This is a genomic window from Mesorhizobium sp. M0062, assembly GCF_040323125.1.
Lineage (GTDB): Bacteria > Pseudomonadota > Alphaproteobacteria > Rhizobiales > Rhizobiaceae > Mesorhizobium.
In genome coordinates this window covers 106,363-124,117 of the sequence record NZ_JAMYUO010000015.1, presented here as the reverse complement: position 1 = coordinate 124,117, position 17,755 = coordinate 106,363, and the positions used below count along the sequence as shown (strand labels likewise).

At 62.8% G+C, this 17,755-nt stretch carries 16 protein-coding genes; all 16 read right to left on the bottom strand.

Going from position 1 to position 17,755, the window contains the following annotated elements; translation table 11 throughout:
• Positions 1–448 precede the first annotated feature (448 nt).
• A complete protein-coding gene (locus tag NKJ64_RS18995; protein WP_023823102.1) occupies positions 449–1,132 on the bottom strand; it encodes an ABC transporter ATP-binding protein in 684 nt (227 codons plus the stop codon).
• Entirely contained in the window at positions 1,129–2,367 is a 1,239-nt protein-coding gene (locus NKJ64_RS18990; RefSeq protein WP_027050260.1) for a lipoprotein-releasing ABC transporter permease subunit, read from the bottom strand. The genes NKJ64_RS18995 and NKJ64_RS18990 overlap by 4 nt, the downstream gene beginning before the upstream one ends.
• A 104-nt stretch (positions 2,368–2,471) precedes the next feature.
• A complete protein-coding gene (gene proS, locus NKJ64_RS18985; RefSeq protein WP_023823103.1) occupies positions 2,472–3,800 on the bottom strand; it encodes a proline--tRNA ligase in 1,329 nt (442 codons plus the stop codon).
• Positions 3,801–4,530: 730 nt separating this feature from the next.
• Positions 4,531–4,815, bottom strand: coding sequence for a DUF1467 family protein (locus NKJ64_RS18980; RefSeq protein ID WP_023823104.1), 285 nt, complete (start codon positions 4,813–4,815; stop codon positions 4,531–4,533).
• Positions 4,812–5,216, bottom strand: a complete 405-nt coding sequence (gene mce, locus NKJ64_RS18975; RefSeq protein WP_023805491.1) for a methylmalonyl-CoA epimerase — start codon at positions 5,214–5,216, stop codon at positions 4,812–4,814. The genes NKJ64_RS18980 and mce overlap by 4 nt, the downstream gene beginning before the upstream one ends.
• Before the next feature lie 97 nt (positions 5,217–5,313).
• Positions 5,314–6,987, bottom strand: coding sequence for a ribonuclease J (locus NKJ64_RS18970; protein ID WP_352463138.1), 1,674 nt, complete (start codon positions 6,985–6,987; stop codon positions 5,314–5,316).
• A gap of 33 nt (positions 6,988–7,020) precedes the next feature.
• On the bottom strand, positions 7,021–7,842 hold the full coding sequence (locus NKJ64_RS18965; protein WP_352463137.1) for a biotin--[acetyl-CoA-carboxylase] ligase: 822 nt from the start codon (positions 7,840–7,842) through the stop codon (positions 7,021–7,023).
• 4 nt (positions 7,843–7,846) lie between these two features.
• Positions 7,847–9,283 carry an NADH-quinone oxidoreductase subunit NuoN gene (gene nuoN, locus NKJ64_RS18960; RefSeq protein WP_352463136.1) on the bottom strand — a complete coding sequence of 479 codons (1,437 nt, stop codon included), beginning with the start codon at positions 9,281–9,283 and terminating at the stop codon, positions 7,847–7,849.
• A gap of 18 nt (positions 9,284–9,301) precedes the next feature.
• Entirely contained in the window at positions 9,302–10,807 is a 1,506-nt protein-coding gene (locus NKJ64_RS18955; protein ID WP_023690959.1) for an NADH-quinone oxidoreductase subunit M, read from the bottom strand.
• Complete coding sequence (gene nuoL, locus NKJ64_RS18950) at positions 10,807–12,780, bottom strand: NADH-quinone oxidoreductase subunit L (protein WP_352445507.1); 1,974 nt, start codon at positions 12,778–12,780, stop codon at positions 10,807–10,809. The genes NKJ64_RS18955 and nuoL overlap by 1 nt, the downstream gene beginning before the upstream one ends.
• Before the next feature lie 10 nt (positions 12,781–12,790).
• A complete protein-coding gene (gene nuoK / locus NKJ64_RS18945) occupies positions 12,791–13,099 on the bottom strand; it encodes an NADH-quinone oxidoreductase subunit NuoK (RefSeq protein WP_023670810.1) in 309 nt (102 codons plus the stop codon).
• A gap of 1 nt (position 13,100) precedes the next feature.
• Complete coding sequence (locus NKJ64_RS18940; protein WP_023690957.1) at positions 13,101–13,721, bottom strand: NADH-quinone oxidoreductase subunit J; 621 nt, start codon at positions 13,719–13,721, stop codon at positions 13,101–13,103.
• Between the two features lie 123 nt (positions 13,722–13,844).
• On the bottom strand, positions 13,845–14,336 hold the full coding sequence (nuoI, locus tag NKJ64_RS18935; protein WP_023690956.1) for an NADH-quinone oxidoreductase subunit NuoI: 492 nt from the start codon (positions 14,334–14,336) through the stop codon (positions 13,845–13,847).
• Positions 14,336–15,379, bottom strand: coding sequence for an NADH-quinone oxidoreductase subunit NuoH (nuoH, locus tag NKJ64_RS18930; protein ID WP_023685202.1), 1,044 nt, complete (start codon positions 15,377–15,379; stop codon positions 14,336–14,338). The genes nuoI and nuoH overlap by 1 nt, the downstream gene beginning before the upstream one ends.
• Positions 15,380–15,381: 2 nt before the next feature.
• Positions 15,382–17,463, bottom strand: coding sequence for an NADH-quinone oxidoreductase subunit NuoG (gene nuoG, locus NKJ64_RS18925; RefSeq protein ID WP_023823108.1), 2,082 nt, complete (start codon positions 17,461–17,463; stop codon positions 15,382–15,384).
• The gene (locus tag NKJ64_RS18920) at positions 17,463–17,744 is read right to left on the bottom strand and encodes a pentapeptide repeat-containing protein (RefSeq protein ID WP_023731233.1); all 282 of its coding nucleotides are present in this window, start codon (positions 17,742–17,744) and stop codon (positions 17,463–17,465) included. Before NKJ64_RS18920 ends, nuoG begins: the two co-directional genes overlap by 1 nt.
• Positions 17,745–17,755 lie beyond the last annotated feature (11 nt).

Here is a 17,755-nt window from a genome sequence, read left to right as displayed (position 1 = left end):
AGGTTTTTGCTCCCTATATTTGGCAGGGCAGTCTAGCGGCACGGCGGCAAGAAAGGCTTAACGGCACAACGCCCCTCCTGCCCGCCTAAAACACTGCAGCGAACAGCAGTTGCATCACATGGCGCCGATCCAGACGGCCATGGAAACCAGAAACGCACTCATGCACACCAACGAAACGACGTCCTGAACAAGATCGCTCATAACTCTCTCCTGTTGTTGCTATGTTCGTATTTTGTTCTAATTTTGTTCGAATGTCAACGATCAGGAGACGGCATGCCGACGAATCCTGACAGCCGGTTTGAGCAGGGTTAAGGAAAGGTTGACGGGGTGACGACAGTGTTGACGGAGGGCGCATCGCATGGCCGACACGCCCCAATCACTTCGTCATCCTAGCGTCTTCGCGACGGAGCTCCGCTCCTGCTTCGCCCTAGGATGACGAAGTTGGGGCCTACGACGGAACGACCTTGCCGTCCGCCAGCGTCACCCGCCGGTCCATGCGCGAGGCGAGTTCGTGATTGTGGGTGGCGATCAGCGCGGCAAGGCCGGACTGCTTGACCAGCGCGCCGAGCGCCTCGAACACATAGGACGCGGTGACCGGGTCGAGATTGCCGGTCGGCTCGTCGGCGAGCAGCAGCAAGGGCGCGTTGGCGACCGCGCGGGCAATGGCGACGCGCTGCTGCTCGCCGCCGGACAGTTCCGACGGCCGGTGCGACGCGCGCTTGCCGATCTGCATATAGTCGAGCAGCTGTGATGCGCGCTCCGACGCCTCCTTGCGCGAAAGCCCTTTGATCAGCTGCGGCATCATGATGTTTTCCAGTGCCGAAAACTCCGGCAGCAGATGATGGAACTGATAGACGAAGCCGACATCGTTGCGGCGGATCGCCGTGCGTTCGTCGTCGGAGAGCCGTCCGCAGGCGCGGCCGGCCAGAATGACGTCACCGGCGTCGGGGCGCTCGAGCAGGCCCGCCGTATGGAGCAGCGTCGACTTGCCGGTGCCCGACGGCGCCACCAGCGCCACCATCTCGCCGCGCTTCAGCGAAAAGTCGGCGCCGTTCAAAATGGTGAGCTTGCGCGGCCCCTGGACATAGTGCCGCTCGACGCTCTTCAGCTCGATAATGATCTCGGACTTCATTCGTATCTCAAGGCCTCGACCGGATCGAGCCGTGCGGCGCGCCATGCCGGAAACACCGTTGCCAGGAAGGACAGGCCGAGCGCCATCAGGATGACATAGGTGGTCTCGCGCGGGTCCATCTTTGCCGGCAGCTGGCTGAGGAAATAGAGCTCCGGGTTGAACAGCACCTTGCCGGTCATCCAGGAGAAGAACTGGCGGATCGATTCGATGTTGGTGCAGATGAGCACCCCGAGCAGCACGCCGGCCAGCGTGCCGGTGACGCCGATCGCAGCACCCGTCATCAGGAAGATGCGCAGGATGGCGCCGCGTGAGGCGCCCATCGTGCGCAGGATGGCGATGTCGTGGCCCTTGTCCTTCACCAGCATGATCAGGCCGGAGATGATGTTGAGCGCCGCCACCAGCACGATCAGCGTCAGGATCATGAACATGACGTTGCGCTCGACCTGCAGCGCCGAAAAGAACGTCTCGTTGCGCTGGCGCCAGTCGACCATGTCGATCGGGCGTTGCGCCGCCGCATCGACCAGCGGTTTCAGCGCGTCAACATTATCGGGGTTGTCGACATAGATCTCGATCGTCTGCGCCCTGCCGTCCATGTTGAAATAGAGCTGCGCTTCGGAAAACGGCATGTAGACGATGGAGCTGTCATACTCCGACATGCCGACCTCGAAGATCGCCGCCACCTTGTAGCCCTTCAGCCGCGGCGTCGTGCCCATCGGCGTCACATCGCCGTCCGGCGAGATCAGCGTGATGGTGTCGCCGAGCACAAGGCCGAGATTCTCCGCCATGCGCTTGCCGATGGCGACGCCATCGCCGGAGTCGAAGCCGTCAAGCGTGCCTTGCTTGACGTTCTGGGCGACGATGGCGATCTTGCCGAGGTCTTCGGCCCTGATACCGCGCACCAGCGCGCCCATGCCGCCGCCGACATTGCCTTGCGCCAGCACCTGGCCGTCGATCAGCGGGATCGCGTATTTGACGCCGGCCACGCCGTTGATGCGGGCTGCGACCTGCGCATAGTCCTCAAGCGGCGAATCCAGCGGCTGCACGATCAGATGGCCGTTGACGCCGAGGATGCGGGTCAGAAGTTCGGCTCGAAACCCGTTCATGACAGCCATGACGACGATCAGCGTGGCGACGCCCAGCATGATGCCGAGGAAGGAGATCGAGGCGATGACCGAGATCACCGTCTCCTTGCGGCGCGACCGCAAATAACGCCAGGCGACCATGCGTTCGAACATGGAGAACGGGCCGGCGACCGGAGACTTGGTGACCGGAGACTTGGCGACCGGAGACTTGCCAACCGGAGACTGGGCTACCGAAGACTTCGCTGCCGCGGCTTCGCTCATGCGGTTGCACCGAAGCGTTTCCTGGCCTCCGCGACCGGCAGCGTCTCGCGCTCGCCGGTCCGGCGGTTCTTGATCTCGATCTCGCCGGCGGCCACGCCGCGCGGCCCGACGATCACCTGCCAGGGCAGGCCGATCAGGTCCGCGGTGGCGAACTTGCCGCCCGGCCGCTGGTCGGTGTCGTCGTAAAGCACATCCTTGCCGGCGCTGGTGAAGGCGGCGTAGAGCTCGCCGCAGACGCGGTCGCACTCGGCGTCGCCGGCCTTCATGTTGATCAGGCTGATGTCGAACGGCGTCACCGCTTCCGGCCAGATGATGCCGTTATCGTCATGGCTGGCCTCGATGATCGCCGCCACCAGCCGCGACGGACCGATACCGTAGGAGCCGCCGGAAATGAAATGATCCTTGCCGTCGGGCCCGGTCACCTTGGCGCCCATGGGCTTGGAATATTTGTCGCCGAAATGGAAGATGTGGCCGACCTCGATGCCGCGTGCCGAGACCCGGTCGGCTTCGCCAAGCTTGTCCCAGGCCGCCTCGTCATGCATCTCGTCGGTGGCGGCGTAAGGCGTCGTCCACGTCTTGACGATGTCGGCGATCTCGCCGTCATTGCCGAAGTCGGTTTTCTCGCCGGGCACCTGCAGCGACAGATATTCGCGGTCGCAATAGACCTGGCTCTCGCCGGTGTCGGCCAGGATGATGAATTCATGGCTGAGATCGCCGCCGATCGGCCCGGTGTCGGCTCGCATCGGAATGGCCTGCAGCCCCATGCGCGTGAACGTTCGGAGATAGGATACGAACATGCGGTTGTAGGCGGCTTTGGCGCCCTCGAAATCGAGGTCGAAGGAATAAGCGTCCTTCATCAGGAATTCGCGCGAGCGCATGACGCCGAAGCGCGGACGCACCTCGTCGCGGAACTTCCACTGGATGTGGTAGAGGTTTAGCGGCAAGTCCTTGTAGGACTTGACGTAGGCGCGCACGATTTCGGTGACCACTTCCTCATTGGTCGGACCGTAGAGCATGTCGCGGTCCTGCCGGTCCTTGATGCGCAGCATCTCCTTGCCATAGTCGTCATAGCGGCCGCTTTCGCGCCACAGATCGGCCGACTGGATGGTCGGCATCAGGATTTCCAGAGCGCCGGCGCGATTCTGCTCCTCGCGGATGATGCGGCAGACCTTGTCGAGCACCAGCTTGCCTAGCGGCAGCCAGGAAAAGCTGCCCTGCCCCTGCTGGCGGATCATGCCGGCACGCAGCATCAGCCGGTGCGAGACGATCTCGGCCTCGCGCGGATTTTCTTTCAGGATGGGCAGGAAAAACTGCGACAAACGCATGGACAGGTCCGTGAGAGAGGAGGCTGCGCCGGAATCGGCGCGGCTGGCTTGCTTGCCCCGGCTTCATAGCTATTTCGTGACGGAATGGAAACCCGACCGGCCGCATCGGCCGGAAATCGCAAAAATCGATTCTTCTTCCAAAGACCTTCGCACCGAAAACGATAATGCTTTTGATACAAAATGATGACCTGACTCCGAAGTGCTCACACACGCTTTGCGCGTCCGGGCGACGCGGCACACCTGACCAGATTAAGGCGGCAGCCCCGGTGTTGTTCGTTTCGCAAGCAAAGCCTGCCGCACTATTGTGCACTGCAGCACAGATTGCCCGATTGCGGGCAAAATTCTGCGTGACAATTTCATCAGGGTTAGGCTAGTGTGCCCCGATAACCGAGAGGGTGGAGAAAAATCTGCTCTCCTACGCGGTCAAAGTCTTGGGAGGATGCGATCTAGGCGCGGTTACCCGCTGCCGCCGGAAACCGGAAAACAGATCGGAACGCGTTTAAATTGCAAGGCCTTGTGCCTTGCATTTTTTTTTGCCCGATCATCTGGTTAGATCAACCTGTTCCCAAATCACGTGAGCTTGCGTCAGCCTGACACCAAGGCGTGATTCTAATGCGGGTGGGCCATGCCTGGCCGCCGATTGCGCATCGCAAGCTGGTGAGCCAAAACCTGAGTTTGGCGCTCCGAAACAGGCACAAACATCCCAGCCGATCTGTCGGCGGGAAAGTGTTTAGTTAGCCGGTGCCTGGCTGGCTTCGGGGATGATGTGCGGGACTTCGTCGAGGCTGTAGCCCAGCCCGTGCGTCAGGCTGTAGAAAACCCCCATGACGACAGCCGTGACGATGGTGGTGCGGATCACGGCACGCAGCATATGCGGTCCGCGCGGCGCGCTCGCAACCGTGCCCAGCGTCACGTCATGGTCGTCATCCTGCGTCTTGACGCTGAACGGCAGCACGATGAACAGCATCAGCCACCAGGTGATGAAGAACAGGGCGGCAAACGAAATCCAGCTCATGCCTGCTCCAGTTCGACCAGCGTGCCGAAGAAATCCTTGGGATGCAGGAACAGCACCGGCTTGCCGTGGGCGCCGGTTTTGGGATTGCCGTCGCCCAGCACGCGGGCGCCGCTCGCTTTGAGGTGATCGCGCGCGACAAGGATGTCGTCGACCTCGTAGCAGACATGATGCATGCCACCCGAGGGGTTCTTGTCCAGAAAGGCCGCGATCGGCGACCGTTCGCCCAGCGGCTCCAGGAGTTCGATCTTGGTGTTGCCGACATCGACGAACACCACGGTAACGCCATGCTCGGGCAGCGCTTGCGGCGCGGTGACCTTCGCGCCAAGCGTATCGCGATAGGCCGCAATCGCCGCGGCCAGGTCCGGTACGGCAAGTGCTACATGGTTCAGGCGTCCCAGCATGAAGTGCTCCACAAGTTAAGGGAGTAGGGAATAGGCAGCAGGCAGTAGTGATACATCTGCATTTTTCTCCACTGCCTACCGCCTACTGCCTATTCCCTCACCTCGTCACAAACACCGTCACCAGCGGCTTCTTGCCCCAGGCTTCGTTGGCGGCGCCGCGCCCGGCGGGGCGCACCGCTTCCTGCACCAGATCGAGGTCCTTGCGGCGCTGGCGAGGGATCGAGTCGACCGCGCCGACGGCCGCGTCGAGCATCAGATCTTCCATGTTTTCGCCACGGGCATCGGCCTCGGCGACGCCGATGGCGACCAGATCGGGATCGCCGGCGAGCTCATATTTATCGTCGAGCACGACATTGACCGCGACATGGCCGGCGAAGGATAGCTTGCGCCGGTCGCGTATGCCCATCGCCTGGTCGGTGCCGATCAGCCTGCCGTCCTTGTAGATGCGGCCGAATGGCACCTGGTCGATGATCGTGGCCGGACCGGGCGCCAGCCGCAGCATGTCGCCGTCGCGCACCTGCGCCACCTGGCCGATGCCCGACGTCGACATCAGCGATCCCTGCGCCACCAGATGCGCGGCTTCGCCATGCACGGGAACGCCGATCTGCGGCCGCACCCACTCATACATCCTGCGCAATTCGCTGCGGCGGGGATGGCCGGAGACATGCACAAGCGCGTCACCATCCTCGATGATCTTGATGCCGAGGTCGATGAGGCGGTTCTTGATCTCGAGGATCGCCTTCTCGTTGCCGGGAATGGTGCGTGAGGAAAACACCACCGTGTCGCCGGCCGTCAGCGACACCGATTTCATCTCGTCGCGCGAAAGTTTTGCCAGTGCCGCCAGCGCCTCGCCCTGGCTGCCGGTGCAGATGATGACCAGGTTCTCGCGCGGGATGAAGCCGAAATCCTCTTCGGCGATGAACTCCGGCAGCCCGTCCATGTAGCCGAGCTCGCCGGCGACATCGATGACGCGTTTGAGCGAGCGGCCGAGTACCAGGCACTGGCGGCCGGCATCGCGCGCCGCCTTGGCAATCGAGACGATGCGTCCGACATTGGACGAGAAGGTGGTGACGGCGACGCGGCCGACGGCGCTCTGGATGACGCCCCTGAGGCCTTCGCCGACCGCCACTTCCGACGGCGATTCGCCTTCGCGCAGCGCATTGGTGGAATCGCAGACCAGCGCCAGCACGCCCTTGTCGCCATAGGCGCGGAACCGCGCCTCGTCGGTCTTGGGGCCGATCGTCGGTTCCGGATCGATCTTCCAGTCGCCGGTATGGATGACGGTGCCGGCCGGCGAGGTGATCGCCAGCGACATCGGCTCGGGGATCGAGTGCGCCACCGGAATGGCCTCGATCGAGAACGGGCCGACGGTGAATGTCTCGCCTGCCCGGTAGATCGTCACCGGAATTTTCTTCGGCGCGCCCTGCTCGCCCTGGCGCTTGGCATCGAGCAGGCCGGCGCTGAACGGTGTCATCCACACCGGCGCCTTCAGCTTCGGCCAGATGTCGAGTAGCGCCCCGTAATGGTCTTCGTGCGCGTGGGTGATGATGATGCCGCGCAGGCCGGCGAGGTTCTCCTCGATGAAGCGCGTATCGGGCAGGATCAGGTCGACGCCCGGATGCGCCGCGTCGGGAAAGGTCACGCCGACATCGACGACGATCCACTCGCGCGCGCTAGGCGGCCCATAGCCGTAAAGGGCGAAGTTCATGCCGATCTCACCGACGCCGCCGAGCGGCACGAAGACGAGTTCGGCGTTTTGCGCTTTCGCCATCAATTTTCCCTTCCCGGCCCTTGCGACCAGCCCCTAAATCTTTGCCGACGCGACGGCGCCGAAATGCACGTCGCCGGCGGCTACCGTCACGACCGACCCCTCATCATCGCGGATCACGAAACGGCAGTCCGCGTCAATGGTCTCGAAGGTACCGCGCACCACATTCCCGTCAATCCTGACAGCAACCTCGCCGCCAAGCCCCGCCGCGCGCGATAGCCAGCGACGCCGGATGGCGTCGAGCCCGCGTCCGTCATCCCACAGCCGGGCATTGTCGGTCCAGGCATCGGACAGCGCCAAGAACAGCGTTTCGGCGTCGCATGTCGCGCCCAGCGCCTGAAGCGATGTCGCCGGATACGGCAAATCCGGCGGATGCGCCACCACATTGACGCCGATGCCCACCGCCACCGCGAAACGGCCGCCATCGAGAATGGCCGATTCCAGCAGGATGCCGGCCAGCTTGGCGCCGGAGGCCAGCACATCGTTCGGCCATTTCAGCTCGAAGCGGTTCTGCCCCTGGCTGGCGCCGTCGAGGCCGATAGCGATCCTGCCCTTCGGCACCACGGCGTCGAGCGCATCGGCCAGCGACAGGCCGGCGACGAAGCCCAGCGTCGCCGCCAGACGCAACTCACCGCCGGCGATGACCAGCAATGTCGCCGCCAGATTGCCCTCGGGCGATACCCAGGCCCTGCCGCGGCGGCCACGGCCGCTTTCCTGCTTCTTGGAAACGACCCACAATTTGCCGGGGTCGCCTGCCCTTGCATGGTCCAGCGCAAGCGTGTTGGTGGAACCCACGCTGTCATGGGCCTCGAGCCGGAACCCTTCCGTCTCAGAGGTCGGAGCCAGCCGAAATGCCATCCGTTCAGAAAAATGTCTTGGCGGCGGCTTCGGCGTAGGTCGCGATCGGACCGCCGATCAGCACATAGAACAGCACGAAAGCGCCGGAGACACCAAGCACGAGGCGCAGCTCAACCGCCATCGGCACGAAGCCGCCGGCCGGTTCGTCGAACCACATGATCTTGATGATCCGCAGATAGTAGAAAGCGCCCACCACAGAGGCCAGCACGCCGATGATCGCCAGCGCATAGAGATTGGCGTTGATGGCGGCGAGGAACACGTACCATTTCCCCCAGAAACCGGCGAGCGGCGGGATGCCGGCCAGCGAGAACATCAGGATGGTCAGGATCGTCGCCATGATCGGGTTGGTCGACGACAGACCGGCGAGATCGCTGATCTGCTCGACATTGCCTTCCTTGCGCCGCATGGCGAGGATGAAGGCGAAGGTGCCGAGCGTCATGACGAGATAGATCAGCATGTAGATGGCGACGCCGCGCACGCCGGCCTGGCTGTTGGCGGCAAGGCCGACCAGCGCATACCCCATATGGCCGATCGAGGAGTACGCCATCAGCCGCTTGATGTTGGTCTGGCCGATCGCGGCAAAGGAGCCGAGCGCCATCGAGGCGATCGAGATGAAGACGATGATCTGCTGCCAGTCGGAAGCGATCGGCTTGAAGGCGCCCATGGTGACGCGCACGATCAGCGCCATTGCCGCCATTTTGGGAGCGGCCGCCAGGAAGGCGGTGACCGGCGTCGGCGCGCCCTCGTAAACATCGGGCGTCCACATGTGGAACGGCACCGCCGAAATCTTGAAGGCAAGGCCGGCCAAAACGAAGACCAGGCCGACGACGAGACCCAACTGGCGCTCGCCGCTGCCAAGCGCGGAGGAAATTTCCTGGAAGCCTACATTGCCGGTGTAGCCGTAAATGAGGCTGATTCCGTAAAGCAGCATGCCCGACGATAGCGCGCCGAGCACAAAATACTTCAAACCGGCCTCGGTCGAACGCAGATTGTCGCGATTGATCGCCGCCAGCACGTAAATCGCCAGCGACTGCAGCTCGAGGCCGAGATAGAGCCCGATCATACCGTTGGCCGAGATCATCAGCATCATACCGAGCGTGCAGAGCAGGATCAGCACCGGGTATTCGAACTTGTCGAAATGCTCCTGCCTGGCGAAGCGCATCGACATCACCAGCGTCACCGCCGAACCGATCAGCGACAGCACCTTCATGAAGCGGGAGAACGGATCCTGGATGAAGGCGTTGCCGTAGGCGCTGCCCTGCCCTGTCGAAAAGATCAGCCATAGGCCTGCGATCACCAGCACGGCGACGGCAAGGCCGGTCACCAGAATGGCAGTGTTGGCGCGCGAATAGGCGCCCACCATCAACAGCGCCAGCGCGCCGATGGCGAGGATCAGCTCCGGCGTCGAGAGCGAAAGGCTGGAGTAAAGGTCCGGCGTCATGGTTCGCAAAACCTCTGGTCAGTTCGCCGCCGCGGTCTGCGCGGCGCCGATGGATGCGGTGACATTGGTGACGAGCGCCTTGACCGACTGGGCCGTGGCATCGAAGACGGGAGCGGGATAAACGCCGAAGAAGATGACCAGCACGACCAGCGGGTAGATGATTGCCTTCTCGCGCGTCGACAGATCGAGCAGGCCCTTCAGGCTTTCCTTGGTCAGCGCGCCGAAGATCACCCGGCGGTAGAGCCAGAGCGCGTAGGCCGCCGACAGGATGACGCCGGTGGCGGCGAAGAAAGCCACCCAGGTGTTGACCCGGAACACGCCGAGCATGGTCAGGAACTCGCCAACGAAGCCTGACGTGCCGGGCAAGCCGACATTGGCCATGGTGAAGATCAGGAACACGGTTGCGTATTTCGGCATGTTGTTGACCAAGCCGCCATAGGCGTCGATCTCGCGTGTGTGCATGCGGTCGTAAATGACGCCGACGCACAGGAACAGTGCGCCCGAGACGAGGCCGTGGCTCAGCATCTGGAAGATCGCGCCCTGCACGCCTTCCTGGTTCATGGCGAAGATGCCCATGGTGACGAAGCCCATATGGGCGACGGAGGAATAGGCGATCAGCTTCTTCATGTCCTCCTGCATCAGCGCCACCAGCGAGGTGTAGATGATGGCGACGACCGACAGCGTGAACACCAGCGGTGCGAACATTTCCGACGCCAGCGGGAACATCGGCAGGGAGAAGCGCAGGAAGCCGTACCCGCCCATTTTCAGCAGGATACCGGCCAGGATCACCGAACCCGCCGTCGGCGCTTCGACGTGCGCATCGGGCAGCCAGGTGTGCACCGGCCACATCGGCATCTTCACCGCGAAGGAGGCGAAGAAGGCCAGAAATAGCCATGTCTGCATGTGGGCCGGGAAGTTGTGGGTCAGCAGCGTCGGGATGTCGGTGGTGCCCGCCTGGAAGAACATCGCCATGATGGCGAGCAGCATCAGCACCGAGCCGGCCAACGTGTAGAGGAAGAACTTGAACGAGGCATAGACGCGGCGCTTGCCGCCCCAGACGCCGATGATGATGAACATCGGGATCAGGCCGGCCTCGAAGAAGACGTAGAACAGCACGATGTCGAGCGCGCAGAACACGCCGATCATCAGCGTTTCCAAGAGCAGGAAGGCGATCATGTAGGCCTTGACCCGCTTGTCGATCGCTTCCCACGACGCCAGGATGCAGAGCGGCATCAGGAACGTCGTCAGGATGACGAACAGCATCGAAATGCCGTCGACGCCCATATGGTAGGAGATGCCGGAATCCAACCAGGCAAACTTCTCGACGAACTGGAAGCCGGCTTGCGAATTGTCGAAGCCGGTCCAGATGAACAGCGAGATGATGAAGGTGGCCGCTGTCGTCGTGAACGCGATGGCGCGGATGTTGCGACGCGCATTCGGGCTGTCATCCCTGATGAACAGGATCATCAGCACACCTACGAGCGGCAGGAAGGTGACCAGCGAGAGGATTGGCCAGGCGGTCATCAGAGCATCATCCAGGTGACGAGTGCGGCCACGCCGATCAGCATGGCGAAGGCATAGTGATAGAGATAGCCGGTCTGCAGCTTGACGACGCGGTCGGTGACGTCGACGACGCGCGCCGAAATGCCGTCAGGACCGAGCCCGTCGATGATGGTGCCGTCGCCGGTCTTCCACAAGAACCTGCCCAGCGCCTTTGCCGGCCGCACGAACAGGACGTCGTAGAGCTCGTCAAAGTACCATTTGTTGAGCAGGAAGGCATACAGCAGCCGATGGTTGGCGGCGACACTCAGGGGCAGTTCCGGCGAGCGGATGTAGAACTTCCAGGCGACTGCAAAGCCGATGACCATGGCGACGAACGGTGCCAGCTCGACCCACAGCGGCAATTCGTGGATATCGTGCAGGATGTGGTTGTCCGGCAGCGTGAACAGCGAGGCCTTCCAGAATTCGGTATAGCCTTCGCCGATGAAGGCACCATGGAAGATAACGCCGGCAAACAGCGCGCCCGCGGCCAGGATGAACAGCGGCACCAGCATCACCGGCGGCGATTCATGGACATGGTGCATGACGTCGTGGCTCGCCCGCGGCTCGCCGTGGAAGGTCATGAAGATCAGCCGCCAGGAGTAGAAGGAGGTGAAGCAGGCGGCGATGACCAGCAGGACAAAAGCGAGGCCGGCGACCGAATTGTGGCCGGCAAAGGCAGCCTCGATGATGGCATCCTTGGAGAAGAAGCCGGCGGTGCCGATGACGGTCACCGGAATGCCGACACCGGTCAGCGCCAGCGTGCCGATCACCATCATCCAGTAGGTCTTCGGAATGAGCTTCCGCAGGCCACCCATCTTGCGCATGTCCTGCTCGTCGGAGACGGCATGGATGACCGAGCCGGAGCCCAGGAACAGCAGCGCCTTGAAGAAGGCATGCGTGAACAAATGGAAGATCGCCGCGCCATAGGCGCCGACGCCGAGCGCGACGAACATGTAGCCGAGCTGCGAGCAGGTCGAATAGGCGATGACGCGCTTGATGTCGTTCTGAACCAGGCCGACGGTCGCCGCGAAGAAGGCGGTGAAGGCGCCGATGAAGGTCACCACCGTGAGCGCCGAATGCGACAGTTCGAAGAGCGGCGACAGCCGCGCCAGCATGAACACGCCGGCCGTCACCATGGTGGCGGCATGGATCAGCGCGGAAACCGGCGTCGGGCCTTCCATCGCGTCCGGCAGCCAGGTGTGCAGCGGCACCTGCGCCGACTTGCCCATGGCGCCCATGAACAGCAGCAGGCAGACGATGGTCATGGCCGCCTGCTTGTCCAGCGCATAGCCGAGGAAGGTCAGCACGGCGGCCCCTTGCGGCGCGCCTTCAGCCGGAATGAACGTCGCGGCATTGGCGAAGATGGTGCCGAGATTGACCGAGCCGAACAAAACGAAGACGCCGAAAATGCCGAGCGCGAAGCCGAAATCGCCGACGCGGTTGACGACGAAGGCCTTGATGGCAGCGGCATTGGCCGACGGCTTCTTGTACCAGAAGCCGATCAGCAAATAGGACGCGAGACCCACCCCTTCCCAGCCGAAGAACATCTGCACCAGATTGTCCGCCGTCACCAGCATCAGCATGGCGAAGGTGAACAGCGACAGATAGGCGAAGAAGCGCGGCCGGTTCGGATCGTGGTGCATGTAGCCGATCGAATAGATGTGGACCAGCGCCGACACCGTGTTGACCACCACCAGCATGACCACCGTCAGCGTATCGATCCTGAGCGCCCAGGACGCGTCCAAGCCGCCGGATTGGATCCAGCGCAGTACCGGCACGGTGAACACCTCGCCTTCGCCGAAGCCGACGGAGAAGAAGGCGACCCAGGACAGCACGGCCGAGATCACCAGGAAGCCCGAGGTGATATATTCCGATGCCTTGGCGCCGAGCGCATTGCCGAACAGGCCGACAATCAGGAAGCCGAGCAGCGGAAGGAAGACGATCGCTTGATACATGTTAGCCCCGTCAACCCTTCATCTGGTTCACGTCTTCGACCGCGATCGAGCCGCGGTTGCGGAAGAAGACGACGAGAATGGCAAGACCGATGGCCGCTTCGGCGGCCGCGACCGTCAGCACGAACAGGGCAAACACCTGGCCGACGAGATCGCCCAATGCCGCCGAGAAGGCGACGAAATTGATGTTGACCGCCAAAAGGATCAGCTCGATCGACATCAGGATGACGATGATGTTCCTGCGGTTCAGGAAGATGCCGAACACGCCGAGCGTGAACAGGATCGCCGATACGGTCAGGTAATGTGCGATGCCGACGACCATCTCAGAGCCCCTCGCCCGACTTGACCTTGCGGATTTCCATGCCTGTCGCCGGCGTGCGGCCGACCTGGGCGGCGATCGACTGCCGCTTGACCCCTTCCTTGTGGCGCAGCGTCAGGACGATGGCGCCGATCATGGCGACCAGCAGGATGAGGCCCGAAATCTGGAAGTAGTAGAGGTAGTCCGTATAGAGGATGTCGCCGAGTGCTGCGGTGTTTGTCCGCGCGGCAAGATCCGGGATGGGTTTGGAGACCGTCGAGGCCAGTTGCGGCGCGAAGGTGTAGCCGCCGAGCACCACGATCAGCTCGGCCGCCAGGATCAGCCCGACCAGCGCGCCGATCGGCGCATATTGCAGGGCGCCTTCCTTCATCTCGGCGAAGTCGACATCGAGCATCATGACGACGAACAGGAACAGCACCATGACCGCGCCGACATAGACGACGAGCAGGATCATCGCCAGGAACTCGGCGCCGGTCAGCATGAACAGGCCGGCGGCGTTGAAGAAGGTCAGGATCAGGAACAGCACGGAATGCACGGGGTTGCGCGACGAAATGACCATGAAGGCCGACGCCACCGCGACAAAGGCGAAGAGGTAGAAAAAGGCCGCCTCTAGTCCACTCAGCATTGGGGATCCCCCGGGTTCCTGTCCAAACAGGACATCCGTCCTGTTTGATTTCTGCGACCGCCTCCGGCCGGCAAGTTGCGTTGTCCTTAGACGAGGCCCCTCGCCCCGTCCATGCGTCAAATGTCAGCGGTAGGGCGAGTCCAGCGAGATGTTGCGCGCCAGTTCGCGCTCCCAGCGGTCGCCATTCGCCAGCAGCCTGTCCTTGTCGTAGTAAAGCTCTTCGCGCGTCTCCGTCGCGAACTCGAAATTCGGCCCCTCGACGATGGCGTCGACCGGGCAGGCTTCCTGGCAGAAGCCGCAATAGATGCACTTCACCATGTCGATGTCGTAGCGCACGGTGCGGCGCGTGCCGTCATTGCGGCGCGGGCCGGCCTCGATGGTGATCGCCTGCGCCGGACAGATCGCTTCGCACAGCTTGCAGGCGATGCAGCGTTCCTCGCCATTGGGATAGCGGCGCAGCGCGTGCTCGCCACGGAAGCGCGGGCTGGTCGGCCCCTTTTCGTGCGGATAGTTGATCGTCTCCTTCGGCGCGAAGAACTGGCGCATCGACAGGAAGAAGGCGCTGACGAAATCCTGCAGCAGCAGCGATTTGGCGGCCTGGCCAAGAGCGGACATCACGCAAACCCCGTGATCTTGAGGAAGGCCGCGGTGGCAACGACCATGAACAGCGAGATCGGCAAAAACACTTTCCAGCCGAGCCGCATCAGCTGGTCGTATCGGTAGCGCGGCACGAAGGCCTTCACCATGGAGAACATGAAGAACATCAGGCAGATCTTGAGCACGAACCAGATCACGCCGGGCACCCAGGTGAAGGGGGCGAAGTCGAAGGGCGGCAGCCAGCCGCCGAGGAACAGGATGGTGGCTAGCGCGCACATCATCACCACGGCGACGTATTCGCCGAGGAAGAACAACAGGAACGGCGTCGACGAATATTCGACCATATGGCCGGCGACCAATTCGGACTCGGCTTCCACCAGGTCGAAGGGCGGGCGGTTGGTCTCGGCCAGCGCCGAGATGAAGAAAATGACGAACATCGGGAACAGCGCCAGCCAGTGCCAGTCGAGGAAGCTGTTGGGCAGGCCAAGCTTGGTGCCCAGCCCATCCTGCTGCGACAGCACGATGTCCGACAGGTTGAGCGAGCCGACGCAGAGCAGCACGGTGACGATGACGAAGCCGATCGAGACTTCGTAGGACACCATCTGCGCCGCCGAGCGCAGCGCGCCGAGGAACGGGTATTTGGAGTTGGACGCCCAGCCGCCCATGATCACGCCATAGACCTCGAGCGAGGAGATGGCGAAGACGTAGAGGATGCCGACATTGACGTTGGCGATCCCCCAGCCGGCATTGACGGGAATGACCGCCCAGGCCGAGATTGCCAGCACGGCCGACACCAGCGGCGCCAGCAGGAACACGCCCTTGTTGGCGCCGGACGGAATGACCGGTTCCTTGAAGACGAATTTTAGCAGATCGGCGAAAGCCTGCAGCGTGCCCCACGGGCCGACGACGTTCGGGCCGCGGCGCAATTGTACCGCCGCCCAGATCTTGCGGTCGGCGTAAAGCAGGTAGGCAACCCCGATCAGCAAAACGACGATCAGCACGACCGACTTTAAAAGGATGATCAGCGTCGGCAGCACGTAGAAGGAGAAGAAGGTGTCCATGTCTACTCTGCCGCCTGCCTGAAGCCGTTTTTCGCCAGCGCCGAGCATTCCGCCATGACGGCGGAGGCCCGCGCAATCGGGTTGGTCAGATAGAAATCCGTGACCGGCGAGGTGAAAGTGCCCTTGTTCAGCCGCCCGCCGAGCTTCGCCACCCTAGCGACGTCATCGGCATTGCCGGCTTCGACATGATCGATGCGGGCGAGATGCGGGTATTCGCCATAGAGTTTGGCGCGCAACTGCTGCAGCGAATCGAAGGGTAGTTTCTTGCCCAGCACATCGGACAATGCCCTCAGGATCGCCCAGTCTTCGCGCGCGTCGCCCGGCGCGAAGCCCGCGCGGTTGGTCTGCTGCACGCGTCCCTCGGTGTTGACATAGGTGCCGGACTTTTCGGTGTAAGCGGCTCCCGGCAGGATGACATTGGCGCGGTGCGCACCGGCGTCGCCATGCGTTCCGACATAGACGACGAAGGCGCCGCCGGTCTTCGACATGTCGATCTCGTCGGCGCCGAGCAGGAACAGAACCTCGCTCTCACCCAGCATGCCGGCAACGTTCTTGCCGCCCCTGCCAGGCACGAAGCCGACATCGAGACCGCCGACGCGCGCGGCTGCAGTGTGCAGCACGGCAAAGCCGTTCCAGTCGGCGCGGGCAGCGTTGACGGCGGTGGCGAGTTTCGCCGCCTGGCCGAGCACCGCCGCGCCGTCGGCACGCGACAGCGCGCCCTGGCCGACGATGATCAGCGGATGCGTCGCCTTCTTCAGCACCTGGAAGAACTTGCCATTGCCGTCGGCCAGGTCTTTCAGCGACTCCGGACCGGCGCCGAGCTGTTCGTAGTCGTAACGCGTGTCGCCGACCTCGCCGATGACGCCGACCGGCAGATTGCCGATCCGCCAGCGTTTGCGGATGCGGGCATTGAGCACCGAGGCCTCGAAGCGCGGATTGGCGCCGATGATCAGCACCGCGTCGGCCTGCTCGATGCCCTCGATGGTCGGGTTGAAGATGTAGCTGGCGCGGCCGAGCGCGGGATCGAGTGCGGCGCCGTCCTGGCGGCAATCGGTGTTCCTTGAGCCCAACGCAGCCATAAGCTGCTTCAGTGCGTAGATTTCCTCGACGGCGGCAAGATCGCCCGCAATCGCGCCGATTTTCTCGGGCGCAGCATTCGACGCCGCATCCCTGATCGCAACGAACGCTTCGGCCCAGCTGGCCGGCGCCAACTTTCCGTCCTTGCGGACATAGGGGCGGTCGAGGCGCTGCGTGCGCAATCCGTCCCATATGAAGCGGGTCTTGTCGGAAATCCACTCCTCGTTCACCGCTTCATTGACGCGCGGCAGGATGCGCATCACCTCGCGGCCACGGCTGTCGACGCGGATTGCCGAGCCGACGGCGTCCATGACGTCGATGGATTCTGTCTTGGTCAGCTCCCACGGCCGTGCCTGGAAGGCGAAAGGCTTGGAGGTCAGCGCGCCGACCGGGCAGAGGTCGATGACATTGCCCTGCAGCTCCGAGGTCATGGCGCTTTCGAGATAGGTGGTGATCTCGGCATCCTCGCCGCGGCCGATCAGGCCAAGCTCGGAAATGCCCGCAACTTCCGTGGTGAAGCGGACGCAGCGCGTGCAGTGGATGCAGCGGTTCATAACCGTCTTGACCAATGGGCCGATATACTTGTCTTCGACCGCGCGCTTGTTCTCGTGATAGCGCGAGGAATCGACGCCGAAGGCCATCGCCTGGTCCTGCAGGTCGCATTCGCCGCCCTGGTCGCAGATCGGGCAATCCAGCGGATGGTTGATCAAGAGGAATTCCATCACGCCTTCGCGGGCCTTCTTGACCATCGGCGTGTTGGTGAAGATTTCAGGCGCCTCGCCATTGGGTCCCGGACGGAGGTCGCGCACATTCATGGCGCAGGAGGCCTGCGGCTTCGGCGGCCCGCCCTTCACCTCGATCAGGCACATGCGGCAATTGCCGGCGATCGACAGCCGCTCATGGAAGCAGAAGCGCGGCACTTCCGCGCCGGCGTCCTCGGCTGCCTGCAGCAGCGTGTAGTGGTCGGGTACAGTGATCTCTTTCCCGTCGACCTTGAGCTTTGCCATCAATTGCCCCCGGCGGTCTGCGCCGTCTCATATGCCTGAAACAGATCGCTCAGCCTGATGCCATTGATCATCATGCCGGCGACTTCAGCGTTTTCTATCTTCAGATTGCTCATATTCACATTGCCGAAAAACGCGTTCGAGAGGTTCGCGTCGTCCACCACGGCCGCCGACAGGTCGACGTTGTGAAACTGCGTGTTCGACAAGTTCACATCGTCAAATCTGGAGTTGCTGACGATGGCATTGCGCACATCGAGAACATCGCTCCTGTCGTGGATCTCCATGCCTGCCACCC